The organism is Hymenobacter sp. H14-R3, from assembly GCF_030063445.1.
Classification (GTDB): domain Bacteria; phylum Bacteroidota; class Bacteroidia; order Cytophagales; family Hymenobacteraceae; genus Hymenobacter.
Genome location: NZ_JASITD010000016.1, coordinates 16,344 through 41,653 on the forward strand (window position 1 = coordinate 16,344; position 25,310 = coordinate 41,653).

Genomic DNA, 25,310 nt, shown 5'->3' on the forward strand with positions numbered 1-25,310 from the left:
CAGCCCGCGCCCTGCCCGGCCCGTGCGCCCGTTTTTTATGTAGAAATCGAGATGCCTTTTTACGTGATTTCGGGCGGCCCCGGGGCTGGCAAAACTACGCTGCTGGCGGCTTTGCGCCGGGCGAGCTTCGCGGGGGCCGATGAGGTAGCGCGCCAGCTCACTCGGGAGCAGGTAGCGCTGGGCAGCGGGCTGGCGCCGTGGCTCGATTTGGCGGGCTTTGCTGAGCTGGCGCGGGCGCGCACGGTGGCAAACTTACCCGGGCCTCCGTGGCGGAGCGCGGGGCCTTGGTGCGGGCGGTGGTCGGCCGGCAGGGCGATGGGGGCCAGCGGCGGCGCGGCCGGCAATAGTGCCTACCTTCGCCCCAGCAAATGGTAGTCGTTTCCGCGGTGCGGGGCGGCTTTAATAGGGAATCCGGTGTGAATCCGGGACAGTCTCCGCTGCTGTAACCCCCCTCACTAAACCGACTGATAATCAGGCGCCACTGTTTCCTGCGGGAATGGGAAGGCCATCAGCCGGCGGGGAAGTCAGAAGACCTGCCACCTGCTTCATACAGTCCCAGCTTTCGGCAGAAAGGCTCGTCGCACCATGCTCCACTCCCCGCTACCCCCCGGCCGTGCCGGTGGTGTACCCTCGCTTTTCTTATTCCGCCGCGGCCTCGTGCTGGCGGCCCTGCTGCTGGCCGCGCTGGCGGGCCAGGGCCAAACCGCCGCGCCGCGCGCCCGGCCGGCCCCAGTGGCCGCGCCCCGCGCCAGCACGCCGCTGCGGGCCAGCGCCGCCATCCCCAGGGGGCGCACCACGGTCAATTTCGCCAAAGGCTTTACCATCAGCTATATAAAGGGTGGCAAAGTGGTGACCATCCTGAGTCCGGTTGAGCAAAAAACTACCGCTACCCGCTACCTGCTGGTGCCCCGCGGGGCGGCGCGCCCGGCGGGCTACGCCGGTGCCATCGTGCTGGAGACGCCCATTCGCACGCTGGTGGGGCTATCGTCGATGCACGTGGCGCTGGTCGATTTTCTGGGGGCCGCCGATGTGCTGGTGGGCCTCGGCAACCTCCAGTACGCCTCGGCCCCGCGGGTGCGGCAGCGCATTGCGGCCGGCAAAATTATGGAAGCCGGCCAGGGCAAAGAGCTTAACAATGAGCAGCTTATTGCCCAGCACCCCGACCTGGTGATGGCCACCGGCTGGCCCGGCGAGGGCCTCACGCGCTACCAGACGCTGCAAGCGGCCGGGGTGCCCGTGATGCTCAACTCGGAGTGGGTCGAGTCGACGCCGCTGGGCCGCGCCGAGTGGGTGAAGGTGCTGGCCGCGCTGCTCAACAAGGAGGACCTGGTCAACCAGAAGTTTGGCCAGGTGGCGCGCGAGTACCAGCGGCTGGCGGCCCTGGGCCACCGGGCGGCCCACAAGCCGACCGTGGTAGTGGGCCTGCCCTTCAAGGATGTGTGGTACGTGCCCGATGCCGACAGCTACATGGCGCAGTTTCTGCGCGACGCGGGCGCCACCTACCAATGGAACAAAACCAAGTCGCCGCAGGGCAGCCTGGCGCTGTCGTTCGAAACGGTGGCCCCGGTAGCCCTCACCGCCGACTACTGGCTGCACACGGGCACCGCCACCACCAAGGCCGAAATACTGGCCCAGGATGGCCGTTACGCGGCCTTTGCGCCCTTCAAAAATGGCCACCTATACAACAACAACCGCCGCACCAACGCCCAGGGCTCCAACGACTACTGGGAATCGGGGGCGGTGCGGCCCGACCTGCTGCTCTCCGACTTAATCCGGATTTTGCACCCTGAGCTGGTCCCTACCTGGCAGCTCTACTATTACCAACCCGTTAAATGAGGCCTGTGCAACCTGAGGCCCCCGCCCTTGCCCCGGTAGCGGGCGCGCGCCGCCCGGCCACCTGGCTGGTGGCCCTGGCCGCGCTGGTGCTGCTGGGCTTCGTGCTCGATATTGCCCTGGGGCCGGTGCGCATTCCGGTGGCGGCGGTGGTGAAGATTCTGCTGGGCCAGCCCACTGGCAATCCGGCCTGGACGTTTATTGTGCGCGAAATTCGCCTGCCCAAGGCCCTCACGGCCCTGGTAGTGGGTAGTGGGCTGGCCGTGAGCGGCTTGCAGATGCAAACGCTGTTTCGCAACCCGCTGGCGGGGCCCTCGGTGCTGGGCCTCACGGCGGGCGCGGGCCTGGGCGTGGCCGCCGTGATGCTGGCCGGCGGCGGCGTGGCCAACGGCTTTGCCATTCGGGCGCTGGGGCTGGGCGGCAGCTGGGGCCTAGTGCTGGCGGCCACCGCCGGCGCGGCGCTGGTGATGGGGCTGGTGCTGGCCCTCTCGGCGCGGGTGCGCGACAACGTGGTGCTCCTCATTGTGGGCCTGATGATTGCGAGCGTTACCGGGGCCATCGTCAGCCTGTGGCAATACTTCAGCGCCCCCGAGCAGATTCAGGAATACCTGCTCTGGACGTTTGGCTCGCTGGGCGGCGTGGTGGGCAGCCACCTGGCGGTGCTGGCGGCCGTGGTGGGCGTGGGCCTGGTGCTGGCTTTTGCCTCGGCTAAGCCCTTGAATGCCTTGCTTTTGGGTGAGAACTACGCGCGCAGCATGGGCCTGGTGGTGGGGCGCTCGCGCACGCTCATCATTGCCAGCACGAGCTTGCTGGCGGGGGCCATTACGGCGTTTTGCGGGCCCATTGGCTTCGTGGGCATTGCCGTGCCGCACCTCACGCGGGCCCTGCTGCGCACCGCCGACCACCGCCTGCTGCTGCCCGGCACCTGCCTGGCCGGGGCCGCCCTCACGCTGGCCTGCGACTGCGTGGCGCAGCTGCCCGGCAGCCAGACCTCGCTGCCGCTCAGCGTGGTAACCTCGCTGCTGGGCGCGCCGGTGGTGCTGTGGGTGGTGCTGCGCCGCCAGAATATCCGCTCGTCTTTCTCCTGATGCTGCTCCCTCCTCCCGCGCCCCTGCTGGTGGCTACCGACCTGGTGGTAGGCTACTTTGCCGCCAAAAAGCAGCCCCGCCCCGTGGCCGGGCCGTTGCAGCTGGCCCTGGCCCCCGGCGAGCTGGTGTGCCTGCTGGGGCCCAACGGGGCCGGCAAATCAACGCTGCTGCGCACGCTGGCCGGCTTGCAGCCCGCTCTGGGCGGCCAGTTGGCGGTGGGCGGGCAGCCGCTGGCCGCGCTGAGCGCGCCCGAGCGGGCGCGCCAGCTCAGCATTGTGCTCACCGACCGCCTCGACGCCGGCAACCTCACCGTGCGCGAGCTGGTGCGCCTGGGCCGCCACCCGCACACCGGCTGGCTGGGCGGCCTCTCGGCCCACGACGAGGCGCAGGTGCAGGCAGCGCTGGTGGCCACCGGCACCGCGGCGTTTGGCCCGCGCCCGGTGGGCGAGCTCAGCGATGGGGAACGCCAGAAAGTGCTGCTGGCCCGTGCCCTGGCCCAGGATACGCCCGTGGTGCTGCTCGACGAGCCCACCGCCCACCTCGACCTGCCCAACCGCGTGGCCCTCATGCGCTTGCTGCACCGCCTGGCCCGCCAAACCGGCAAGGCCATCCTGCTCTCGACCCACGAGCTGGACCTGGCCTTGCAGGCCGCCGACCGCATTTGGCTGCTGCCCGCCGTGGGCGCGCTGCGCACCGGCACGCCCGAGGACTTGGTACTTAGTGGCACCTTTGCGGCGGCGTTTGTGCACGAGGGGCTGGCCTTTGACGCGGCTACCGGCACCTTCGCCCTGCACGCGCCCACCGGCCCGGCCGTGCAGCTGCTGGGCAGCGGGGCCGCCGCATTCTGGACGCGCCGGGCGCTGGAGCGCGAGGGCTTCGTGCCCACCACCGCCGAGGCCAGCCTCTGCGTGCGGGTGCCCCACGCCACCCAAACCGCCTGGCTGAGCCAGGCCGCCGGCCAGCCGCCCCAGGCCCACAACTCGGTGGAAACCCTGCTGCGGGCGCTGAGCCAATTAAAAGACAGTTAGCTACTTACAAACAATATTCGACTCTCTTCGCGCCCCCTCACCGGTACGCGCTACTTACCGCCCGGCGGGGCACCCCGCCGCGCCGCGGCGGGCGCCGCCTGGTGGGCCCGATGGCCACCGATGCCGCAGGCCCCGCCATTGTGGCCTACGTCAACCGCTTGCCGTACCTGTTTTTACGGGCGCGCGTGCCGAGACAAACCAGGCCGGCGTAGCCGAGAATAAGTGGTAACTAACCTAATACAAGCACTTTAAGAACGCCTACGACGCTACCACCCCCCCCCGCCCCTACTGCCTGATGCCCTGGAATATTACCGCCCCCGATACGGCGATGGCCGCCGCCATTGACCACAAAATAGCCACCAAAACCAAGCCCCTCGGCTCGCTGGGCCAGCTCGAAACCCTGGCCCGGCAGGTGGCCCTGGTGCAGCAAACCCTGACGCCCACGCTGCGCCAGCCGCACGTGCTGGTTTTTGCCGCCGACCACGGCATTGCCCAGGCCGGCGTGAGCCAGTACCCGCCCGAGGTAACGCACCAGATGGTGCGCAACTTTGCCGGCGGCGGGGCGGCCATCAACGTCTTCTGCCGCCAGAACGGCCTGGGCCTCACCATTGTGGATGCGGGCGTGCGCGGCAGCTTTGCCGACCTGCCCGCCGTGCGCAACGAGAAAATAGCCGAGGGCACCCACAACTTTGCGCAGGCCCCGGCCATGAGCGCCGCCCAGTGCGCCGACGCCCTGCACCGCGGCGCCCGGCTGGCCGACGAGCAACACACCGCCGGCTGCAACGTGCTGGGCCTGGGCGAGATGGGCATCGGCAACACCTCGGCGGCGGCCGTGCTTATGCACCTGCTCACGGGCCGGCCGCTGGCCGAGTGCGTGGGCCGCGGCACCGGCCTCGACGCGGCCGGCCTGGCCCGCAAGCTGGCTACCCTCACGCAGGCCGTGGCCGCCCACCCGCCAGTGGGGCCCGACCCGCTGGCGGTGCTGGCCACCTTCGGCGGCTTCGAGATTGCGCAACTGTGCGGGGCCATGCTGCGCGCCGCCGAGCGGCGGATGCTACTGCTCATTGATGGCTTCATTGCGTCGGCGGCGCTGCTGGTGGCGGCCCGGCTGGCCCCGGCGGTGCTGGCCTACTGCGTGTTCAGCCACGAGTCGGGCGAGCGGGGGCACCGCCTGCTGCTGGCCGAGCTGGGCGGGCAGCCGCTGCTGCGCCTGGGCCTGCGCCTGGGCGAAGGCACAGGCTGCGCGCTGGCCTATCCGCTGGTGCAGGCGGCCGTCGGGTTCCTCACCGAAATGGCGTCCTTTGAGAGCGCCGGCGTGCGCGACGACTCTCTTATTTAGGCTTTTTGGTGGTTTTTATGGTTTCCTGGCTGCGCGCCCACCTTCGATTGCTGCTGCTGGCCACGCAGTTTTATACCCGGCTGCCGGTGCCCGCGTGGGTAGGCTATTCTGATGAAATGCTTAACAAGGCCACGGTTTATTTCCCGCTGGTGGGCTGGCTGGTGGGCGGCGTGGCGGCGGGCGTTTTTGCGGGGGCCAGCTTCCTGTTTCGCAATGCCGAGGTGGCGCTGCTGCTGAGCATGGTGGCCAGTATTCTGCTCACCGGCGCTTTTCACGAAGACGGCTTTGCCGATGTGTGCGACGGGTTTGGGGGCGGCTGGACGGCGGCTAAAATCCTGGCCATCATGAAGGATAGCCGCCTGGGCACCTACGGCGTTACCGGCCTGGGGCTGCTGCTGGCGGGCAAGCTGCTGGCCCTGCGCGGGCTGCCCCCGGCCGCCGTGGTGCCCGCCCTGCTGCTGGCCCACCCGCTCAGCCGGGCCACGGCGCTTACTTGCATTTACAGCCACCGCTACGCCCGCGCCAACGAGGACAGCAAGGCCAAGCCCGTGGCCAAAAAAATGAGCGCCCCCGAGCTGGCCGCCGGCCTGCTGCTGGGTGCGCTGCCCCTGCTAGCCTACGCGGCCTGGCAGCGTAGCCCCGCGCTGCTGCTGGTGCTGCTACCGCTGGCGGCCGTAAAAACGCTGCTGGCCCGCTACTTTCAGCGCTGGGTTGGCGGCTACACCGGCGACTGCCTGGGGGCCATTCAGCAGGTGGCCGAAGTGAGTATCTACCTTTTTCTACTGGCTGGTTTCGCATGGAAATTTATCTGATTCGCCACACCGCCGTGCAGGCCCCCGGCATTTGCTACGGCCACCACGATGTGCCCCTCGCGGCTACGTTTGCCGCCGAAGCGGCCCAGCTGCTTCCCAAGCTGCCGCCCGCGCCCTACCGCGTAGTCAGCAGCCCCGCCCAGCGCTGCGTGGCCCTGGCCAAAACTGTGGCCTCCGCGCCAACCCTGGATGAGCGCCTGCGCGAAATGAACTTTGGGGCCTGGGAAAACCGCCTCTGGGCCGAGCTGCCCCCCGCCGAAACCACGCCCTGGATGGCCGACTACGTGACCCTGGCCCCGCCCAATGGCGAAACTTTTGGGGCCGTGCAGCAGCGGGCCGCCGCGTTTTTAGCCGAGCTGGCGGCCACTGCCCCCACCGGGCCCACGCTGGTTTTCACGCACGGCGGCACCATTCGGGCGCTGGTGTGCCACTGCCTGGAAATTCCGCTGCGCAACGCTTTTCAGCTGCAAATTGATTACGCTTCGGTAACCAGGCTACAATTTCAGTACGGGCGCTGGCAATTGATAACACTCAATAAATGAAGTAGTTAACTTAGGCAGGCACCTTGTTTCCGGGGGCGGCTTCCGGGGGCGGAGCAGAACCCAAAACTGCCCGGACTCACCCAACCACGCTGGGCAGAGGCCGGCAAGCTTCGGCCATAAAAAAAAGGCGGAGCATAAGCTCCGCCTTTTTTAGTGCTGCGCCGGCCGCCGTAGTTTATTGCGGCAGCGTGAGCAGGTAGCCAATGGTGAAGTTGGCATCCCAATCGAACACAAACTGCTGGCAACCAGTAGCTTTGGCAATAGATTTGTAGATATTGAGCCCGGCCTTTGACTTGGCATTATCCAGCTGGTAGGTGTCGGCCGCTTTCAGCACGGTGTAGCGCTCCTTGCCGCTGCGCACCTTCTTGGCCATCTCAAACGGCACGCCCCCAATAATGAAGCAGGTTTGGCGCAGGGCGGCGGGCACCTGCTCGGCTTTGGCCTTCACGTCGGTGGCCACCGTGGCATCGGCCGTGCCGTTGCCGAAGTACTTGGCCCCGTAGGTTTCGACCGACGTGGGCGCACCGCCGGCCAGCCACGAAATCTTGGTGTTGCCCGAGCCAATATCCGTCACAAACGCCTTGCCGGCGTAGGCGGGCGGCAGCACCGACCGCAGCCCCAGCACACCTTCCTTTTCGGGCGTCACGGTGTTCACCACGTAGTTCAGGCTCTTCAGGGCCTTGATGATGATGGCCGTGCCCGCGGCCTTCTGGGCCCCGGAGCTCACCACGAAATGAATGTCGCGGCCGCCCACGCCGTAGTCCAGCATCTGGCCGATGTAGGCTTTCAGGCCCTTGCGCACATCGTCGTCGGAGGCCATGTTTTCCAGCACCAGGCTATTGCCAAAGTCGGCTTTTTCCAGCTTCCAGCGGCGGTCTTTGTCAATGCGCACGATAAACGAGTTGAAGCCGCTGGCGCCCAGCTCTACCACGCCCTTGAGCTTGCCGTTGACGGGGGCGGGCGCTTCGTAGGCAAAAGCCGCCGCCGCACTACCCTTGCCGAAAGGCGTACTCCCGGTTTCGGCGTCTGTTTCGCCAGCCGTATCCATTTCCGTGTCCGTTTCGGTGCCAGGTGCCGGGCGGGTGGTAGTAACCACTGCCGGCGCGAGGCGGGAGCCAGCGAAATAGCGGAAGCCAAAATACACGGCGGCTACCACAATAAGCGTAATGATTAGCCGGCCGGCCAGGGTGATGCGTTGCATAGAAAAAAAGTAAGGTGAAGGAGAAGAAAGAGGTAGTGCCGGGGCGGGGGCAACGCCCGGCTGAAGAGCTAATTAAGCAGGTCCTGGTAGCCCGCATCTTTGGCCGGAAAGCGCTCGGCCCCGCGGGCACTCAGCGTGGTGGCCTGGGGTGGGGTGTCGAGGCTCACCAGCTTAAACTCGCCCTGGTTATAGGCCTGTAGCATGGCCTCGCCTTTGTCGGAAAGAATGCCGTTTTGCACATCTACCGAATTGATAAAATCCATCGACATATCCATGGCGCGCTTCATTTCGCCCAGCTTCTGGCTCATATCGTCCTGGATGTACTCCAGCGACTCATCAAAGTAAAACTTCTTGTCGGGGTCGCCCTTAAAAATGCTCACCGCCGTGCGCAGTGCGCTGGAGCTCTCCTTCACAATCTTGTATTCGACCTCCTTGAGGCGCACCTTGATTTCGGTTTCCTTGATGATGTAATCGGCGCTCCGATTGACCTTTTCCATAAAGGCGAGTACCATTTTGATGTTGCGCTGCAGGGGCAGCAGCTTCTCGTTCATCTGCTGCAAGCCCGCGCCCTCGATGGTAGCCAGCTGCGCGGCTTCCTTCATACCGGGCCGGTCGGCCAGGCTGGTAGCCTTGTTGGCCTCGGCAAATTTCTGCTTGATTTCGTCGTTGTTCTCGTTGATTTTTTTATTGAGCTTCACCATCTGCCCGGCCAGAGTGTCAATCTGGCCCTGCATTTTCTGGCGCTTCTGCTTGAGGTCTTCAATGTAGATTTTGAGAATGGCAATGGGGTCGAGCTGAATAACGAGCCCGGTAATTTTGCGCATCAGCGTCTTAAACAAGAAAAAGAGCCCGGTGCGGATGTCGCGGCTCGTGGCCAGAAACACCAGCAGCGCCAGCCCCCCCAGCAGGAAAGCCAGGTGCAGGGTGTTGGTAGCCACTTCGATAAGGAATTTCACTACCTCGTTGAAGTAGAACAGGCCCGCGCCGACCAGGGCCGCCAGCACCACCAGGCCCAGCACCCCCTCGGGGCGCGCCCAAAAGGAGCGGCGCTCGGCATCGGTGGCGACGCCGAGCTGCGTGAAATCAGGAGTTGCCATACGGAGAAGATGAAGAAGGAATGAGGAAGCCAAGATAGGCTTTGGGTACTAGTATTGGTGGCCCGGTGGGCCGTTGCGCGGCCTCACTGCAAGTACTGCGTGATTTTGGTGAGGTCGTCCTGAATACGCTGCGTGAAGTGCGCGTACGTAGCCTCGTAATTGAGCCGGTTTTGGTTGAGCCGGCCGCTTTGCTCGGTTACCTCCCCCCCGATGGCCGCCAGGCGGCCATTATTGGCGGCCAGCTTTTGCTCTGTTTCGGCCAGCTGCCGGGCCAGGGCCTCGTTGTCGGCCTGGAGTTGCTGCTGCTCTTTTTGCAGCCCCCCCACCCGCTCGGCAATGGCCGTTTCCACGCTTTTGCCAAAAGCGTCGCGGTCGGCCCCCAGCACCGTGAGGTAGTGCTGGCCGGTGGTGGCAAGCGCGGCCACCTGCGGCGCCCCGCCCATGGCCTTGTAGCTGGCCCAGGCCGCCTGAAACTGCTTCTCTTCAGTTAGCCCCAGTCCCGCCAGGCTGCGCAGCGTTTCGCTGAATTCGAAATAGTCGGGGCCGGGCGGGTTGTTGTGAGCCAGCACGCCGGCCAGGTGCTCGGCAAACTTGGCATCCGGGGCCGGCCCCGCGGCGGCCGGCGGCGCACTTGGGGCGGGAGGCCCGGCACCCGCCGGCACCCTGGGCCCGTTGCCGGGGGGCGGGGGTGAATTGGCAGGTTCAGCGTCTTTAATGAAAAAGCTGAGAATCTTATGGCCGAGATTATCTGGTTCAGGCATAGCGTCGGGAGCAAGGTAGCGGGCGCAATGTTACAAAGTTGCACGGATATAGAAGGCGCTTGGCCCTTGCCCGCTCGCGCCACCTGGCCGGCCCCGCGCCGGTACCGGCTGGTACCGGGTAGCCCGCAGCGGCAAGGAAAGGCGGGCCGTTCAGCGTTCTGCCGATGGTTTGCCCGCTCGATTGGTATCCGGAATTGGTTGGTAAGTTCCACGGGGCCAGCGCCGGCCGCGGGCTTGCCGCAGTTGCTGCATGGCGCCTTAGGCCACGACCAGTGGCAAGGCGGTGGCCTCGCCCTACTGCCGTGGCCAGCCAACGGCCCGCTTTACTTGCGCCACTGCGCAACAGCGGGCAGACTTGCTCCCAGCTTAAGAAAAACTCAAAAACAGGTGCTGCCCAACACAGCGAAGCATCTCTGCCACCTCACCCAAGCCGGTAAGCGAAGCGGCAGAGATGCTCCGCTGCGTTGGGCAAAACGGCCTTTTGCCTGACTTCCAGCTCAGAAGTAAGCAGGTAAATAACTGGTACATTGGCCCTTAGTTCAGGTGAAAGTTCTGCATATTTTTAGGTACCAGGGGGTGGCGGGAGGTGAGCAGGGCGTGCTGAATGGCCAGCATAAACACCAGTAGCAGCGCGATGGTGAAGTTGCTGAGCAGCTGGGAGCTGCCCTCCGTTGCCAGCGAGCTTTGCGAGAGCTGCTGGCCCACGCGCTGCTGAATCTGATTGAGCTGGCTCAGCTCGGCGTGCAGGCGCTGGCTTTGGCGCGCCGCTTCGGCCACCTGCGCCGCCGGCAGGGGCGCATCCGTAGCCAGCAGCCGCGCTTCGAGGGCGTTGTAGCGGTGCAGCTGCGCCCGGAATGATTGCAGCACCTGCTTTTCTTCCCCCACCAAGTAGGTGGCCTGGTGCTGCTCGATGATGGCACTAAGCTGTTGGTTGTGAGCAGCTACCTGACTGCGCGTGCGCTGCCGGCCGGCCGTCGGCGCGCCGCTATACAGCGCTAGCAGCTGCTGCTTGGTGTAGAGCAGGTCGTTGAGCTCGAACAAGCCCGTGGCGGGTAAAAGCCGGTCTTGGTACAGCGATGAAACCGAGGTGGTCACCTTGTTCATTAGCTGCCTTTCTACCACGCTACTGCCCAGGATAACGAGCATTACCAGTAGAAACAGCCTGATAGGCTTGGCTTTATCGTGGATGCGGGACAGCATGTTCATGGCGCAGGGAGTGAAGAGTGACTACAAATCCGGGCAGGCTTAACTGGTTGAAAATAAGGGGAAAAAACGAGATTCAAGCGCTGAGCGGTTTCTTCCGGTCGGGTACGGCGCGCAGCCTTACCGGGGCCGGATACCGGCCAGCCATTGCCGGGCGGCGGCCAAGTGCAGAGCCAAAAACCCGATGCCCCCAAATACGAATTCCACGCCGCAGCCCACCTCCTTTTCGCCGTGCCGCGCCTGCTCTATCGGCCGCAGCACGGCTTGCAGACAGGCCCCATCGACCCGGTCGGGCGCGGGAAAGTGGGCGTGCAGCACTGCCGGCACCTGCTGCGGCGCTACCTGCGCGAACCGGTAGGCCAGCCACTCGGCAAAATCGGCCGCGTAGGCCGGGCACGCCAGGGCCCTGGGTAGCCCTGGTGGCTGCTGGGCGGCCGCCGTTCTCCCAGGGCTACCGGGCGGCTCATTTTGTTAAGTTATTCATAAGCAAGTACTTATGCTGATGCGATATCGTGCCGGATACGTGGCCCCGCAGCTGGGCGCATCCGCCGAAGGCGGCCTCCTGCTGCGCGTAGCAGTGCCAGAGCCACTTGGGCGCGCCTTTGGGCGGCGTGTACGCAGGTAGTACGTAGTGCCCGAAAAGGTAGCTGGCGCAACCGAACACGCGGCCCGGCGGCACCCCAGGGCGGCACCCTAGGGCCAGCAGCAGGCCCGTGGGCTGGCCCCCACAATCAGCGCTTCGGCGGCGGGCATGGGCGGGGGATGAGGTACGGCCGCCGGCTCCAAAGCACGGCGGGGGCCGCCGCGCCGCACCTGACAAACGTCATGCGCCAGCGTGAATTTCGTCAGGGGGCCGCCACCAGCTGGTGCGGAACCTTCGTGGCCTTCTTACCGCTAGGCCGGCGGGCGGCTGCCCGCGGGCCCATAACCTCCTGATTTTGCTATGTTTCCTCCCCTCAAATGCGGCAGCCTGCTCGATGGTGCCCACCCGGCCGCGGGCCCCCAAAAAGCCCTGGTGCTGCTCAAAAAAGACGGCCAGCACATCATCTTCAAAACCTTCGAGGCGGGCGAAACCATGCCCACCCACCACCACGATGCCGGCGATGTGCTGGTGGTGGTGCTGGCCGGCGAGCTGACCATCACGCAGGAAGAAGCGCAGGTGGACGTGCAGGCCGGCGACTACGTCATTTTCCCGGCGGGGGCGCCGCACGCGCTGGCCTGCCGGCAGGCCGCCCGCATTCTCATTTACCGCTAGGCCGGCGGGGTGTGCGCCGCGCGCTCCTTCCGCGCCGCCCCCCGCGGCTGCTCCCCACGCTCAATGGCTCCTTCACTTTTTGCTTCTGATGAGAAATCTTCCTTTTAAGCTTTATGGCCGGCCCTTGCTGCTGGCCCTGCTGCTCGGCCTGCCGGCCGGCCTGCGGGCGCAGGCCACCACCCCGGCCGAGGGCCCGATGCTGACGCAGCCGGCCGTGCTGGGCATGATGGCCCTGCTGCTCATTATTGTGCTGGGGGCGGCGGGCCTGCTGGTGAGCCGGGTGGCCGCGCTGATTCGCGGCAGCCAAAAGCCCTCGACCGAAAACGAGGCCGGGCGCTTCGACGAAACCGTTACTAACCTGACTGACAAGCAGCTGGCTGCCATTCTGGAGCGGCGCCAGGGCCGCGAGTTTGCCCTGAGCGGGGCCGAGCTGAGCGGGGGCAGCCCCGCCCACGACACCCAGGGCCTGGTGCAGCACGTGGCTCTCAACGTGCATTCGCAGTGGTTTCATGAGAAGCGGCGCACCGCCCCCTTCACCGACCTCGACCCCCGGCTGACGGTGCTCATTTCGGCGTTTTTGCTGTGCGCGGCCTTCTGGCTGGTGCTGGGCACCACGGTGGGCTGGTACGCGGGCGTCAAGTTTGTGAGCCCCGACGTGGACCACGTGGCGGCGCTCTCGTTTGGGCGGCTGCGGCCCATTCACACCAATATGGTGTTCTGGGGCTGGACGTCGCTGGCCATGATTGGGCTGGGCTATTTTGTGGTGCCCCGCACCAACAATACCCCACTCTTCAGCCTGAAGTGGGGCTGGTGGTCGCTGGGGCTGATAAACGCCAGCGTTATCCTGGGTACGGCCTGCCTGCTGGCGGGCATCAACAACGGCGGCGGCGAGTACCGCGAGTACATCTGGCCGGTGGCCCTGCTGTTTGCCGTGGGCGTTATCGTGGCGTTTGCCAACTTTTACCAGACCGTGGCCCACCGCACCACCGAGGAGTTTTACATCTCGAACTGGTACATTCTGGGGGCCACCATCTGGGGTATCGTGCTCACGGTGATTGCCTACCTGCCGTGGTACCAGAACGGCCTGGGCGAAACCATTACGCAGGGCTACTACATGCACATGGGCGTGGGCATGTGGTTTATGACCTTCACGCTGGGGCTGATGTACTACTTCCTGCCCATGTCCCTGAACAAGCCCATTTACTCCTACTCGCTGGGGGTGCTGGCCTTCTGGACGCAGCTGCTGTTTTACTCGCTCATTGGCACGCACCACTACATTTTCAGCCCCCTGCCGTGGTGGCTGCAAACGGTGGCCATCGTGTTCAGCGTGGGCATGATTATTCCGGTGCTGGCGGGCACCATCAACTTTCTGATGACCTTCCGGGGCAGCCGCAAGCGGGTGGGCGATTCCTACTCGCTGCCCTTCCTGCTGATGGGGGTGCTGTTCTACTTCGTGGGCTCGTTTCAGGGGTCATTGCAGGCGCTGCGCTACACCAACCTGGTGTGGCACTTCACCGATTTCAACGTGGCCCACTCGCACGTTACCATGTACGGCATCGTGTCGTTCATGCTCTGGGGCTGCATCTACACGCTGGCGCCCAAGCTGCGCGGCCGCGAGCCGCGGCAGGCGCTGGTGGGCGTGCACTTCTGGTTTGCGCTGGTGGGGCTGCTGGCCTACGTGATGGCCCTCATGATTGGCGGCACCCTCAAGGGCATGAGCTGGATGGCCGGCGAGCCCTTCATGCAGTCAGTGGTGCTGATGGCCCCCTACTGGCTGTGGCGGGCCATTGGCGGCACGTTTATGCTGCTGGCCCACTTCGTGTTTTTCTATAACCTCGTCGATATGCTGCTGGGCGGCAAAGCCGTGCCGCAGGTTGCGCCCGCGCAAGATTCCCTGGCGCAAAATCCTCTAAAACAAGCTGTTCCCCAAGCCCATGATGTCCTGGAACGTATATAGCAACCACCGCCTGTTTGTGGGCATCGTGTTCGGGGTGTTCGTTTTCCTGAGCGTGCTCATTGCCGTGCAGCCGGCGGCCCGCATTCAGCGCGAAAACGCCCCCCTGCCCACCGCCGTGGCCCTCACCACGGAGCAGCAGGCCGGCCTGCGCGTATTCATCGGCGAGGGCTGCGTGGCCTGCCACACCCAGCAGGTGCGCAACATCGACATGGATAAGATGTGGGGCGGCCGCCCGGCCGTGGCGGCCGACTACGCCTGGCGCCAGCGCCTCGACGTGTGGCGGGCCACGCCCTCCACCCTGGGCTCGGAGCGCACCGGCCCCGACCTGACGGAAGTGGGCGTGCGCCAGCCCAGCGACCTCTGGCACCTGCTGCACCTCTACCAGCCCCGCAGCGTGGTAAAGGAGTCCATTATGCCGGCCTTTCCGTGGCTGTTTCGCGACAGTGTGGCTGGCACCCCGGCCGGGCTGGCGCTGTACATCCCGGCCGCCTACCGCGAGCCGGGCGCGCATACCGTTGTGCCCACGCGCCGCGCCCAGCAGCTGGTGGCCTACCTCATGTCGCTGAAGCAGGCCGCGCTGCCCACCGGGCAGGTGGCGCCCGCTTTCCTGTATGTGAAGCCGCCCAAGGCCGCCGTGGCCGCGGGCCTGGTGGCCAGCGACGCGGCGCCCGCTATTGATGGCGGAGCCCTGTACGCCACCAATTGCCAGGCCTGCCACCAGGCCACGGGCGAGGGCCTGAAGGGGGCGTTTCCGCCGCTCAAAGGCAGCCCGGTGGTGAACAACGCCGACGCCACGCTCATGGTCAACATCATTTTGCAGGGCTACGACGCGCGCGCCGAATACGGCGTGATGCCGCCCTTCGGCAGCCGGCTCACCGATGCCGAAATCGCGGCCATCGTCAGCCACGAGCGCAGCAGCTGGGGCAATAGTGCGGCACCCGTTACGGCCGATTTTGTGAAGAAACTGCGGGCGCTGGTGAAGCCAGTGGCGGCGCTTTAACCTGCTAATAATCTGATAATGAGAAAGAACCTGTTTGCCCTTCTGGCAGCCCTGCTGCTCGCGCTGCCGGCGCTGGCCTGCCCGCTGTGCGCAAAAAACCAGCCCAAGGGCTTTGCCAACATTACCCACGGCGCCGGGCCGGGCGGGCCGTTCGACTACGTGATGCTCTACGGGTCGATTGCCGTGGTGGTACTCACGTTCGGGGTCTTTTTCCGCCACCTCTTCCGGCCCGACAACCGCCGCAACCAGGCCCGCCGCGCGCTGCTCACGTTCAACTAACTGCTGCCATGACTACTCCCGATGCCGATGCCGGCACCCAGCAGGTGCTGCTGTTTCTCGACGACAACCCCGTGCCGTTTGCCCGCTACGCGCCGCCGGTCAAGTTCGACCTCGACACCACCAAGCTGGTCGATGGCCCGCACGAGCTGCGCGTGGTGGCCCGCTCCTCCAACGGGCAGGAGGGCGTGCAGCTCATCCCGTTTGTGGTGCGCAACGGCCCGGCCATTACCGTGCTGGGCCTGAGCGCCCACGACACGGTGTCGGACACGGTGCCCCTCACCGTGTCGGCCTACGGCAGCGAGCGCACCGATTCGTTCGTTATTACGGCCTCCGAAACGCCGCAGGGCGTGCCGGCCTGGGTGTGGGCCAGCGTGCTGGTTTTCATCGGCTGGGGCGCCTATTACCTGCTCACGGCCCTGGCGCAGCCCGCCGGCTAGCCGCGGGCTTTCGGGCGCTGCCCGCTACTTTTCGCCAATGGAGACTTCTGCCAAACCCGACATTTGTACGCCAGACGACATCCGCGGGCTCATCGACGCCTTCTACGCGCAGGTGGGCCGCGACGAGCTACTGGGCCCCGTTTTTGCCGCCCGCATTCCCGCCGGCCACTGGCCCGCGCACCTCGACACGATGACGCGCTTCTGGACGGCCGCCCTGCTGGGCCAGGCCGCCGGCTACCGCGGCAACCCCGGGGCCAAACACCTCGACCTGCCCATCGAGCCGGCGCACTTCACCCGCTGGCTGCGCCTGTTCGGGCAAACGGTAGATGCGCTGTTCGCCGGCGACAACGCCACGGAAATCAAGGTGCGGGCCCACAGAATGGGCGAGTTGTTTCAGGCCAAAATAGCCATGACCCGCGCCAACAGGAACCTCTCTATTATGTGAATAAGAAGGGGTATAATCGCCCGCCTTTTTATTAACCAGCTAATTAATTGTTAATCAAATAGCTAGTTAATAAAAAGGGGTGGCGGCATCATCCTTGCCGAACCCTGGCGCCGCCCGCCGGTAGCGGGGGCCTGCGCGCAAGCCCCCGCTACCCCGGCTAAAGCCATCCACATCGCTGTGCTCAGCGGCCTCAGCGCGGGGCTTGTGCCCTTTGATACGGACAATCTAGAGCGGGTTGCACAGCAGTGCACTCTTTTGGCATCAATTAAAAATTTGACAGCCAGATTTTTAATTTTTAATTCATTCCGAGAGAGTATACCAACTTGTAAACGGCTTTAGGACAAGCAGTTAGCGGAAATATTTTACGGTGCCTATACCTAAGCCTGCTATGGCGCACCCGGCCGCAAACCAGACTCCTGGCTGTACCTCTATCCGGCAGCCCCTGACTTGACTAACAAAGCAGTTGTGATGCAATGGACTGATGCTGAGCTTTTCTGGATTGTCAAAAATGGCATTAGAGACACCGGCATGCCTGGCCTTGGGCCAACGCATGGAGATGAAGAAATGTGGGGGGTTGCCGCTTTCGTCAGGCAATTGCCAGATAGGTCTCCCCAGGACTATTTTTTGCTGAGAAAATGGTTCAAAGAAAATGGCGAAGGGAACGCAGAGCTAGCAGAATATCAAGCGCGCAAATCCAAAAAACAAGCAGCTGTTTTTCCGGATAAAATACTTCTCGAAAGTTATTCTTTCAGAGGGGCAGCCCGACCCGCTAAGCCAGCGGGGCGCTGCGGTAGCGGAATGCCAACCCGGCGCGGGCGTTGCCAGGAATTGCCCCCGCCCACACCAGCCCCCACCAAACCGGGCCTGGTTGAAGGCTTAGTCCCACCCGCACATTTGCCGGGTTGCTGGGCAGGCAGGAATTTCGAAAAGCCGTTTATGGGGCATTTTGGGCGGGCTGCTGGGCTCGGTGGGCCTGGCCTGCGGGTCAAAAACCAGCTCGGCTACAAAATAGTGAAGTGAATTGGGGCCACTGAGTTTGTGGAAAGCCACGAAACCGCGGGCAAGGGCCACGGCGGCAAAAGCGAGGACGCTCAATACTTCGACTTGCTCCCCAACACTTGAGCCGAGCCACTTGCCCAGGCCCTCAAACCCCCACGTTTTTTATAGCGGATAAATTTGTCCGTTATAAAATCCATCCCTACCTTTGTCCCACCATGGCAATGTTCTCCAAAGCGTGCGAGTACGGGATTCGGGCCTCGATTTACATCGGGCAGCAGTCGGCTGACCAGGGCCGACGGGTGGGCCTGCGCGACATTGCCGCGGAGATAGATTCGCCGGAGGCCTTTACGGCCAAGGTGTTGCAGCTGCTGGTGCGCGCCGGGCTGGTTACCTCGGTAAAGGGCCCCACCGGCGGCTTCGAGCTCACGGCCGAACAGCTGCGCACCGTTACGCTACGGCAGATTGTGCTGGCCATCGATGGCGGCGAGATGCTGCAGGGCTGCGCCCTGGGGCTGCGCCAGTGCTCGGCCCAGCAGCCCTGCCCCCTGCACTACCAGTTTCTGGCCATCCGCGACCAGCTCAATGAGGTGTTGCGTACCCACACCGTTGGCGAGCTGGCCGGCAAGGTGCACGATGGCCTGGGCTTTTTAAGACAATTCAGCTAATCCCCTTTTTTTATTCAAATACCGGATAAATTTATCCGGTAATCAATTTTTTCCTTTATGACTACCGAGCAGAAAGCCCTTGTGGCGGCTACCGTGAGCACGTTGCGGGCGCACGGCGTGGCCCTGACCACCCACTTCTACCGCCGCCTCTTCGAGCACAACCCCGAGCTGAAGAACGTCTTCAACATGGGCAACCAGCAAAACGGCAAGCAGCAAACGGCCCTGGCGCTGGCCGTGCTGGCCTACGCCGAAAACATCGAGGACCCCTCGGTGCTGGTGCACGCGGTAACCAAAATTGGCCACAAGCACGTCAGCCTCGATATTCGGCCCGAGCACTACGCCATTGTGGGCCGGCACCTCATTGCCAGCATCGGCGAGGTGCTGGGCGAGGCGGCCACGCCCGCCCTGCTCGACGCCTGGGCCACCGCCTACGGCGAACTGGCCGGCCTGATGAGCGGCCTCGAAAGCGGCCTTTACCAAAACGCGGCCAACCAGGCAGGCGGCTGGACGGGCTGGCGGCCCTTCACGGTGCGGCAGAAAGTGGCTGAGTCGGACGAAATCACTTCCTTCTACCTCTACCCCACCGACGGCGGCCGGGTGGCCGATTTTCAGCCCGGCCAGTACGTGAGCCTGCGCCTGTTTTTGCCCGAGCTCAACCTGTTTCAACCCCGGCAGTACAGCCTGTCGAGCGCCCCCAACGGCGCGTACTACCGCATTTCGGTGAAGAAGGAAGCCGGCAATCCGCAGCATCCTAATGGCATGATTAGCAATTACTTGCATGACTTCGTGGCCGAAGGTGGCGTTGTGGAGCTGGCCGCCCCGGCCGGCGACTTTACCCTGGCTACCGGCAAGCCTACGCCAGTAGTGCTGGTGAGCGGCGGCGTGGGCCAAACCCCGCTGCTGAGCATGCTCGAACACCTCGTGGGCACCGACAGCCGCCGCGAAGTGGTGTGGGTGCACGGCAGCCGCAACCCGCAGGTGCACGCCTTCCGCGAGCCGGTGGCGCAGCTGGCGGCCCGCCACGCGCAGGTGCAGCAGCACATTTTTTACGATACCCTGGCCCCTGGCCCCGAGCAGGCGGGCCACTACGCGGGCATCGTGGATTTGGCCAGCCTGCACGGCGGCAGCCTGCTGCCCGAGGCCGACTACTACATCTGCGGCCCCGCGCCCTTCATCCGCAAGCAGGTGCTGGACCTGGCCGCGCTGGGCGTACCCCGCGAAGCCGTTCACTATGAGGAGTTTGGCCCGGCCACGCTGAGCGTGTAGGCTAAAAACACCCCGCCCTTGCTACAAGCCCGAACCGGGGGAGGAAACTCACTGGTTCGGGCTTTGGCGGGTTTGGGGCAGGATGAGGTAGGTGATTATCCTGGTTTTTACGGTGCTGTGCCGGTGGCGCGCCCTCCGCGCGCGCCCCGCGCTACGCCAGCAGCTCGGCGCACTGCCGGGCTATCTCCAGCTCCTCATCGGTCGGAATGACCAGGATGCGGGCCCGGCTAGCTGGCCCGCTGAGGTCGCGCAGGCCGGGGGTGCGCGCCTGGTTTTTGGCCTCGTCCAGCTGCAAGCCCAGAAACTCCATATGCTGGCAAACGCGGGTGCGCACCAAGGCATCGTTTTCGCCTACGCCGGCCGTGAAAACGATGGCATCCAGGCCGTTGAGCACCGCCGCATAGGCCCCAATGTATTGCCGGATGCGGTAGGCGTAGAGGTCGTAGGCCAACGCGGCGCGGGCATCGCCAGCCGCCAGCGCCGCACTAATGTCGCGCATGTCGTTGGAGCCGGTGAGGCCCATCATGCCGCTTTCCTTGTTGAGCAGGGTGCCCACCTGCTCGGGGGTGTAGCCCAGCGGCCCCAGCAGGTGCAGCAGCACCGAGGGGTCGAGGTCGCCGGAGCGGGTGCCCATCACCAGGCCCGCTAAGGGGCTGAACCCCATGCTGGTATCGAGGCTGCGGCCGCCGCGCACGGCTGCCATGCTGCACCCGTTGCCCAGGTGAATGGTGATGAGCCGGGCGTCGGGCTGGCCCAAATGCGCGGCGGCGCGCGCTGCCACGTACTGGTGGCTGGTGCCGTGAAAACCGTATTTGCGAATGCGCTGCTCGGTGTAGAGCGCCGTGGGCAGGGCGTAGCGAAAGGCGTACTCGGGCAACGTTTGGTGAAAGGCCGTGTCGAACACCGCCACTTGCCGGGCCTGCGGAAAAACCCGTTCGGCCACCTCAATACCCAGGTAATTGGCCGGGTTGTGCAGCGGGGCCAGCCCAAACAGCCGCTTGATTTCGGCCTTCACCGCCGCGTCGATGCGAGTGGCCGCCGTAAACGACTCGCCGCCGTGCACCACGCGGTGGCCCACCACATCAATCTCCGCGGGGCTGGCAATGATGCCCCCGCTGAGCAGGCGCACCACTTCGTGCAGGCCGGCTTCGTGGTCGGGCAGCACCAGGGTGCGGTGCTGCTCGCGGGGCGGCGCATCGGGCGCTTGCAGGTCGAAAACCTTGTGGGTAATAGTGGCCTGCCCGGAGCCAATGCGCTCGACCAGGCCACTGCAAGCCGGCCGCTCATTTGGCCAGCGAAACAACTGGTACTTAATGGAGCTGCTGCCCGAATTGAGAACGAAAATATTCACCCTGCTTGGGTTAAAAATTAGGAATTATGACTTACTACGGGGTCGATGAATAGTGCGGGCTTTTAGGCCGCGCTGCTACCTCGGCGCCTTCTCAAGTACAGCGCTGCGTAACAGTAGTTAAGCACTCGTTGATGAATAGCTTATGTTAAAAAAAGAACGTCATGCTTCCCTGCGTGGACGCCAGATAAGCATGACGTTCTTTCATAGCAAACTACTTAGCGACGGGTACTTAGCAGGCCTTGCTGGCAGTACTATTTTTGTTGATGGCGGCAATTTGTAGTATCTCCTCCCATCTTGTAAGCAGCAAGTCTGTATAAACTTCTTTGTCAAGGCCGTAGGAACCGAGAGCAAACCCGTCGTTCCACTCAACCAACGTTGTTTGGCCCGTATCCAGAACGCCAAAGTCGATACCATAGGCGGAGACTCGGTCTGCAGAATCCTCGAACTCAGTAATGGCTTGCTCCACAACAGCCATATCTAACTTCAGGCTTTCGTTTCCGGCATAAAGCTTTACTCCAACTATTTCGGAATTATTCACAAATACCCGGTATTCTGAAAGCCATCTAACTAAGGCAGAGCAGTATAAATCAGTATTTTTTGAAAAAACACTGAGCTGGAATAAATCATATTCTGACTTGATAACAAATCCGGTGAATAACTTTGTTTTGGATTTAGGCTTCACAAAAATTCCCGAAACATCTTTGAAGCTATTTTGAGAAACCAAGTCACGAATCGTTGTCACCCAAATATGCCTGCCATAGTACTTTTCTAAACTTTTGGGGTAAGAGTCATTAGAGCAAATGAACCCAAGTTTTTTTAATACGGGTATGATAACAGCATTATCTCCTACTACAAAAGTATCCTCGTCAACTACTAGTTGGTTTCTTAAAATCCTTTTGGCAGTGAATACCTCGTATCGAATTCCGCGAGCCTCTAATACTTCCATCACACCTTTATGCTCTGGTTCCACTTTATTACTGCCGTATTCGTGGATGTAAGCTCTCTTAATCATCGGTAGAAGTTTAGTGCGGCTTACAGTACGGCGGAAGGGCGAATGTCGAAACGCCAAGATGCTTCTCGGCGCCAAGTACCAAGACCTGGTCACCGCGCCAGGCAGGATGCATTACTCATCGTGCTTCGTCACAAGGCTGGTATAGTCGATTGCAGCTGCTTTTTCTAGCCAATGGGTACGGAGAACGCGTACTATCAGCTTGTAGCAGGCTATTGCTGCTGGCTTTGAATGGCCGTAATCACCACGGTATTAAATACATCGTCTACCGTGCAGCCGCGGCTCAGGTCGTTTACCGGCTTGTTGAGACCTTGCAGCACCGGGCCGATGGCCAGGGCCCCGGTTTCGCGCTGCACGGCTTTGTAGGTGTTGTTGCCGGTGTTCAAATCGGGGAAGATGAGCACGCTGGCCTGGCCGGCCACTTCCGAGTCGGGCAGCTTCTGGCGGCCCACCAGCGGGTCGACGGCGGCATCGTACTGGATGGGACCTTCCACCTTCAGGTCGGGCCGCTTTTGGCGCACCAGCGCGGTGGCCTGGCGCACCTTGTCCACATCGGCCCCCGCCCCAGAATTGCCCGAGGAGTAGGACAGCATGGCAATGCGCGGCTCAATGCCGAAGGCCCGGCTGCTTTCGGCCGAGGAGATGGCGATTTCGGCCAGCTGCTCGGCCGTGGGGTTGGGGTTCACGGCACAGTCGCCGAATACGGCCACGCGGTCGGGCAGGCACATGAAAAACACCGACGACACCACCGACACGCCCGGCTTGGTCTTGATGAACTGCAAAGCCGGCCGGATGGTGTGCTGCGTGGTGTGCACCGCCCCCGACACCATGCCGTCGGCGTGGCCCTGGTACACCATCATCGAGCCGAAGTACGACACGTCGCGCAGCAGGTCGCGGGCCATGTCGTGGTTCACACCCTTGTCCTTGCGCAGCTCGTAGAACGTTTCCACGTACGCCGCATAATGCTCCGATTTTACCGGGTCGATGATGCGCAGATGGCCGGCGGGCAGGCTGATACCCAGGCGCTTGGCCGAGGCCGCCACCTCGTCGGGGTCGCCCAGAATGGTGAGGTCCACAATGTCTTGGTGCAGCAGCTGCGCGGCGGCCCGCAGAATGCGGTCGTCGTTGCCCTCGGGCAGCACAATGTGGCGGCGCGAGCGCCTGGCCCATTGCAGCAGCCGGTACTGAAACATGTGCGGCGTGAGGCCTTCCGACTGGAAGCTGACCAGCTTTTCCTCCAGCGCCCGCACATCCACGTGGCGCTCGAAGGTGCTGATGGCCAGCTGAATTTTCTTGGGATTATCGGCCGAGATGCGCGAGCGGATGGCCCCCACGCGGGTGGTGGTTTCGAACGTGCCGGTGGGCACGGCCAGGATGGGCACCACGTTGGGCAGGCCTTCGAGCAGGCGCACGATGGGCGCGTCGGGCGCGGCCCCGGCCGTGAGCACAATGCCCGCCACCCGCGGGTAGCTGGCCGATAGGTTGGCCTGCAAGGCGCACACGATGATATCGCCCCGGTCGCCGGGCGTCACAATCAATACATTGTCCTTGAGATAGTTAAGAAAATTGGGCACCTGCATGGCCCCGATAACGTAGTTATCGACCTGGTTGCCGAGGCCGCTTTCCCCAAACAGCAGCTGGCCGCCCAGCTCCGCCTGAATTTCGCGCATGGTGGGGTGCAGCAGGTTGGGGTCGTCGGGGATAACGGCCAGCAGCACGTCGGCCGGCAGCTGGGTGCGCAGCAGGGCCTGCACATCGGCTACCTGCGCGGGCAGCACGCGGTTGGCCACCGCCAGCAGCACGGGCACCTCGCGGGCCTCGAAGTTGCGCAGCAGCGTGAGCACCGCGCTCACGAGCTGCGCCGTGCTTTTGCCCTCACCCGACACCACCAGGATAACGGGCACGCCCAGGTTTTTGGCGATGGACACGTTGGCATCGAACTCGAACGCCGTGCCCGCCCCCACAAAGTCACTGCCTTCCACCACCGTGAAATCGCAGCTTTCCTCCCACTGCTTGAACTTGTGGATGATGGCATCGATGAGCTCGCCCTGCGCGCCGGCTTCCAGCAGGCGCAGGGCGGCGGGCCGGGTGTAGGCGTAGGTGGCGGCGGCGGGCAGCGGCAGCTTGAAGTAGCTGCCGATGGCCTCAATGTGCGGGTCGGGCTGCTCGGCGGGGTCGTGGTTGATGATGGGCTTGAAGTAGCCCACCTTGCGGGCCTGCCCCAGCAGCAGGTTCACCAGCCCCAGCGCCACCAGCGACTTACCGCTGTAGGGCTCGGCGGTGGCAATAAAAACAGCTTTGGTCATAACGTAGCTAACGGGAGAAGGGCGGCCGGTGTTGAGTGAGCCGCACTGGTGGTGGGGGTATTTGCCCGGCCGGGCCAGCCCTACCGCCCCTGTTGCCGCCAGGGCGAAGAGCCCGCTGTCTTTCGAACGGCTTGCCCCAACGCTCGGCGGGCCGCCTGCACTTGCCTTGCGGCGCGGGGGCTAGGCAACCATGCCCAAGAGCAAAAACAGCAGGAAACCGACGAAAAAGGCCAGCGTGAGCAGCGGGGTTTCGGTTTCCTCGTGGGCCTCGGTCAGCAGCTCCTCCGTAACGAGAAACAGCAGCGCGGCCAGGCCAAAGGAGAGCACTATTTCGAGCAGGTTGCCGCTGGCCCCGCGCAGCAAGGTGGTGCCAATGCCCGCCCCCATTAGCAGCATGAGCGAAGTGCCGGCCACAATGGCCACGGCGCGGCCCCGGCCGTGGCCGCCCTGGCGCAGCTCTACGGCCGTGGCCAGGCCCAGCGACAGCAGCTCCAGGGTGAGGGCGATGGCCAGCAAGGTGCCTTCTTTGGCCCCCGCGGCAAACCCAATGCCGAGCAGCAGGCCGTCGATAAAAATATCGATGCCGATGGCCACCAGCAGGCCCCACGGCAGGGGCGCAGCGCTGGTGCGAAAGGAGCTGGGCACGGGTGCGGCGGCTTCCTGCTTTTCCAGGCGCTGGGTGAAGTAGCGCAGGCCCAGCATCACGGCCACCCCCAGGCCAAAGCCCAGCGCAACCTCATACGGGGCGTGGTGCTGCACAATGTCGGGCAGCAGCTCGACGGCCACCACTGAGAAGATAACGCCCGCCGCGAAGTGCAGAATGGCACTGCGCAGCCGGGGCCCCGGAGCCCGCCAAACGGCCAGCGCGGCCCCGGCAATCATCACCGCGGCCGGCAGCAGGGCAAAGCCCAGCATGGTGGGCCAGGGTGGGGAAACGGCGGTGGCACTAGTGAGCAGCATCAGGCAGTAGGCAGTTGAGTTGGCTTGTTTTTAGGCAGGGTATTGCCTGCATACGGCCAGGTTGCGGGCGGGGCTCGCCGGTGGCTGAGCTGTTGCGTAAACTCACCCACTGGGGCGCGGTCGCTTTGGCATCTGGCACCAGGCGGCTAGCATCCCAGGGCAGGAGCGGCAACAGCCTTGGAAAGCCGCGAGGACCCTCCCAGCCTTCCCAAAAGCAAGTTTTGCTGTGGCACGCGCCTTGGCGGCGAGCTTCGGGCAACTGCGCGCCCGGCCCCTGCCGGGCGCAAAGGGCGACGCTGACTAGCGCCGCCCTTTGCGCTTACGCTACTCTATAACCGCAAATGTTAGCGTTGCGGTGGCAGCTATTCCGGTACGCTGCGTAATTGGCATGGTCATTCCCAAAGTCTTGTCAGTCAGCTCGATACTCGTATACGTATCCGCGTAATTTGGGTCGGTCACGGTTGGTTTAGTGTCGTT

General features: G+C 63.9%; 25 protein-coding genes and 1 riboswitch. Of the genes, 16 read left to right on the forward strand and 9 right to left on the reverse strand.

The features are described from left to right. The first annotated feature begins 51 nt into the window (after window positions 1–51). From QMK33_RS15005 to cobC, 7 genes are all read left to right on the forward strand, one after another. On the forward strand, window positions 52–375 hold the full coding sequence (locus tag QMK33_RS15005; RefSeq protein ID WP_283565420.1) for an AAA family ATPase: 324 nt from the start codon (window positions 52–54) through the stop codon (window positions 373–375). Further along, a riboswitch (cobalamin riboswitch) is annotated at window positions 353–555 on the forward strand. Its footprint overlaps the gene before it by 23 nt. Window positions 556–585: 30 nt before the next feature. Further along, entirely contained in the window at window positions 586–1,836 is a 1,251-nt protein-coding gene (locus tag QMK33_RS15010) for an ABC transporter substrate-binding protein (protein WP_283565421.1), read from the forward strand. Further along, window positions 1,833–2,921: a FecCD family ABC transporter permease gene (locus QMK33_RS15015; protein WP_283565422.1), complete on the forward strand. Its 1,089-nt coding sequence runs from the start codon at window positions 1,833–1,835 to the stop codon at window positions 2,919–2,921. Before QMK33_RS15010 ends, QMK33_RS15015 begins: the two co-directional genes overlap by 4 nt. Further along, complete coding sequence (locus tag QMK33_RS15020) at window positions 2,921–3,949, forward strand: ABC transporter ATP-binding protein (protein WP_283565423.1); 1,029 nt, start codon at window positions 2,921–2,923, stop codon at window positions 3,947–3,949. The genes QMK33_RS15015 and QMK33_RS15020 overlap by 1 nt, the downstream gene beginning before the upstream one ends. 295 nt (window positions 3,950–4,244) lie before the next feature. After that, window positions 4,245–5,288, forward strand: a complete 1,044-nt coding sequence (cobT, locus tag QMK33_RS15025) for a nicotinate-nucleotide--dimethylbenzimidazole phosphoribosyltransferase (RefSeq protein WP_283565424.1) — start codon at window positions 4,245–4,247, stop codon at window positions 5,286–5,288. A 17-nt stretch (window positions 5,289–5,305) separates the two neighbouring features. Continuing rightward, complete coding sequence (locus QMK33_RS15030; protein WP_283565425.1) at window positions 5,306–6,100, forward strand: adenosylcobinamide-GDP ribazoletransferase; 795 nt, start codon at window positions 5,306–5,308, stop codon at window positions 6,098–6,100. Then, entirely contained in the window at window positions 6,085–6,642 is a 558-nt protein-coding gene (gene cobC, locus QMK33_RS15035) for an alpha-ribazole phosphatase (RefSeq protein ID WP_283565426.1), read from the forward strand. The genes QMK33_RS15030 and cobC overlap by 16 nt, the downstream gene beginning before the upstream one ends. 175 nt (window positions 6,643–6,817) lie before the next feature. Here the strand turns inward: cobC and QMK33_RS15040 are convergent, their stop codons facing one another. The 5 genes from QMK33_RS15040 to QMK33_RS15060 all read right to left on the reverse strand — a co-directional run bounded on the left by QMK33_RS15040 (window position 6,818) and on the right by QMK33_RS15060 (window position 11,222). Next, on the reverse strand, window positions 6,818–7,843 hold the full coding sequence (locus QMK33_RS15040) for a hypothetical protein (protein ID WP_283565427.1): 1,026 nt from the start codon (window positions 7,841–7,843) through the stop codon (window positions 6,818–6,820). A 68-nt stretch (window positions 7,844–7,911) separates the two neighbouring features. Next, complete coding sequence (locus QMK33_RS15045) at window positions 7,912–8,940, reverse strand: hypothetical protein (RefSeq protein WP_283565428.1); 1,029 nt, start codon at window positions 8,938–8,940, stop codon at window positions 7,912–7,914. Window positions 8,941–9,023: 83 nt separating this feature from the next. Then, complete coding sequence (locus QMK33_RS15050) at window positions 9,024–9,701, reverse strand: hypothetical protein (RefSeq protein ID WP_283565429.1); 678 nt, start codon at window positions 9,699–9,701, stop codon at window positions 9,024–9,026. A gap of 534 nt (window positions 9,702–10,235) precedes the next feature. Then, window positions 10,236–10,907: an MCP four helix bundle domain-containing protein gene (locus QMK33_RS15055; protein ID WP_283565430.1), complete on the reverse strand. Its 672-nt coding sequence runs from the start codon at window positions 10,905–10,907 to the stop codon at window positions 10,236–10,238. A gap of 117 nt (window positions 10,908–11,024) precedes the next feature. Continuing rightward, window positions 11,025–11,222, reverse strand: a complete 198-nt coding sequence (locus QMK33_RS15060; RefSeq protein WP_283565431.1) for a hypothetical protein — start codon at window positions 11,220–11,222, stop codon at window positions 11,025–11,027. Between the two features lie 625 nt (window positions 11,223–11,847). Here QMK33_RS15060 and QMK33_RS15065 point away from each other — a divergent pair. The 9 genes from QMK33_RS15065 (at window position 11,848) to hmpA (ending at window position 19,207) form a co-directional block, all read left to right on the forward strand. Then, the gene (locus QMK33_RS15065; RefSeq protein ID WP_283565432.1) at window positions 11,848–12,159 is read left to right on the forward strand and encodes a cupin domain-containing protein; all 312 of its coding nucleotides are present in this window, start codon (window positions 11,848–11,850) and stop codon (window positions 12,157–12,159) included. A gap of 88 nt (window positions 12,160–12,247) precedes the next feature. Next, entirely contained in the window at window positions 12,248–14,116 is a 1,869-nt protein-coding gene (locus QMK33_RS15070) for a cbb3-type cytochrome c oxidase subunit I (RefSeq protein ID WP_283565433.1), read from the forward strand. Continuing rightward, the gene (locus QMK33_RS15075; RefSeq protein ID WP_283565434.1) at window positions 14,094–15,116 is read left to right on the forward strand and encodes a cbb3-type cytochrome c oxidase subunit II; all 1,023 of its coding nucleotides are present in this window, start codon (window positions 14,094–14,096) and stop codon (window positions 15,114–15,116) included. Before QMK33_RS15070 ends, QMK33_RS15075 begins: the two co-directional genes overlap by 23 nt. Window positions 15,117–15,134: 18 nt before the next feature. Beyond that, window positions 15,135–15,395 (forward strand): hypothetical protein, encoded by a 261-nt coding sequence (locus QMK33_RS15080; protein ID WP_283565435.1) that lies wholly within the window; start codon window positions 15,135–15,137, stop codon window positions 15,393–15,395. An 8-nt stretch (window positions 15,396–15,403) separates the two neighbouring features. Next, the gene (locus tag QMK33_RS15085; protein WP_283565436.1) at window positions 15,404–15,832 is read left to right on the forward strand and encodes a cytochrome C; all 429 of its coding nucleotides are present in this window, start codon (window positions 15,404–15,406) and stop codon (window positions 15,830–15,832) included. A gap of 37 nt (window positions 15,833–15,869) precedes the next feature. Beyond that, complete coding sequence (locus QMK33_RS15090; RefSeq protein ID WP_283565438.1) at window positions 15,870–16,277, forward strand: group III truncated hemoglobin; 408 nt, start codon at window positions 15,870–15,872, stop codon at window positions 16,275–16,277. Window positions 16,278–16,724: 447 nt separating this feature from the next. Then, on the forward strand, window positions 16,725–17,297 hold the full coding sequence (locus QMK33_RS15095; RefSeq protein ID WP_283565439.1) for a c-type cytochrome: 573 nt from the start codon (window positions 16,725–16,727) through the stop codon (window positions 17,295–17,297). Window positions 17,298–17,491: 194 nt separating this feature from the next. Beyond that, entirely contained in the window at window positions 17,492–17,941 is a 450-nt protein-coding gene (locus QMK33_RS15100; RefSeq protein ID WP_349361754.1) for an RrF2 family transcriptional regulator, read from the forward strand. Window positions 17,942–17,998: 57 nt separating this feature from the next. Next, window positions 17,999–19,207, forward strand: a complete 1,209-nt coding sequence (gene hmpA / locus QMK33_RS15105; RefSeq protein WP_283565440.1) for an NO-inducible flavohemoprotein — start codon at window positions 17,999–18,001, stop codon at window positions 19,205–19,207. Between the two features lie 151 nt (window positions 19,208–19,358). Here the strand turns inward: hmpA and QMK33_RS15110 are convergent, their stop codons facing one another. From QMK33_RS15110 to QMK33_RS15125, 4 genes are all read right to left on the reverse strand, one after another. Further along, entirely contained in the window at window positions 19,359–20,558 is a 1,200-nt protein-coding gene (locus QMK33_RS15110) for an acetate/propionate family kinase (protein ID WP_283565441.1), read from the reverse strand. Window positions 20,559–20,787: 229 nt separating this feature from the next. Continuing rightward, window positions 20,788–21,570 carry an ATP-grasp domain-containing protein gene (locus QMK33_RS15115; RefSeq protein WP_283565442.1) on the reverse strand — a complete coding sequence of 261 codons (783 nt, stop codon included), beginning with the start codon at window positions 21,568–21,570 and terminating at the stop codon, window positions 20,788–20,790. A gap of 209 nt (window positions 21,571–21,779) precedes the next feature. Further along, on the reverse strand, window positions 21,780–23,873 hold the full coding sequence (pta, locus tag QMK33_RS15120) for a phosphate acetyltransferase (protein WP_283565443.1): 2,094 nt from the start codon (window positions 23,871–23,873) through the stop codon (window positions 21,780–21,782). 180 nt (window positions 23,874–24,053) lie between these two features. Further along, a complete protein-coding gene (locus tag QMK33_RS15125; protein WP_283565444.1) occupies window positions 24,054–24,833 on the reverse strand; it encodes a ZIP family metal transporter in 780 nt (259 codons plus the stop codon). Between the last annotated feature and the right edge of the window lie 477 nt (window positions 24,834–25,310).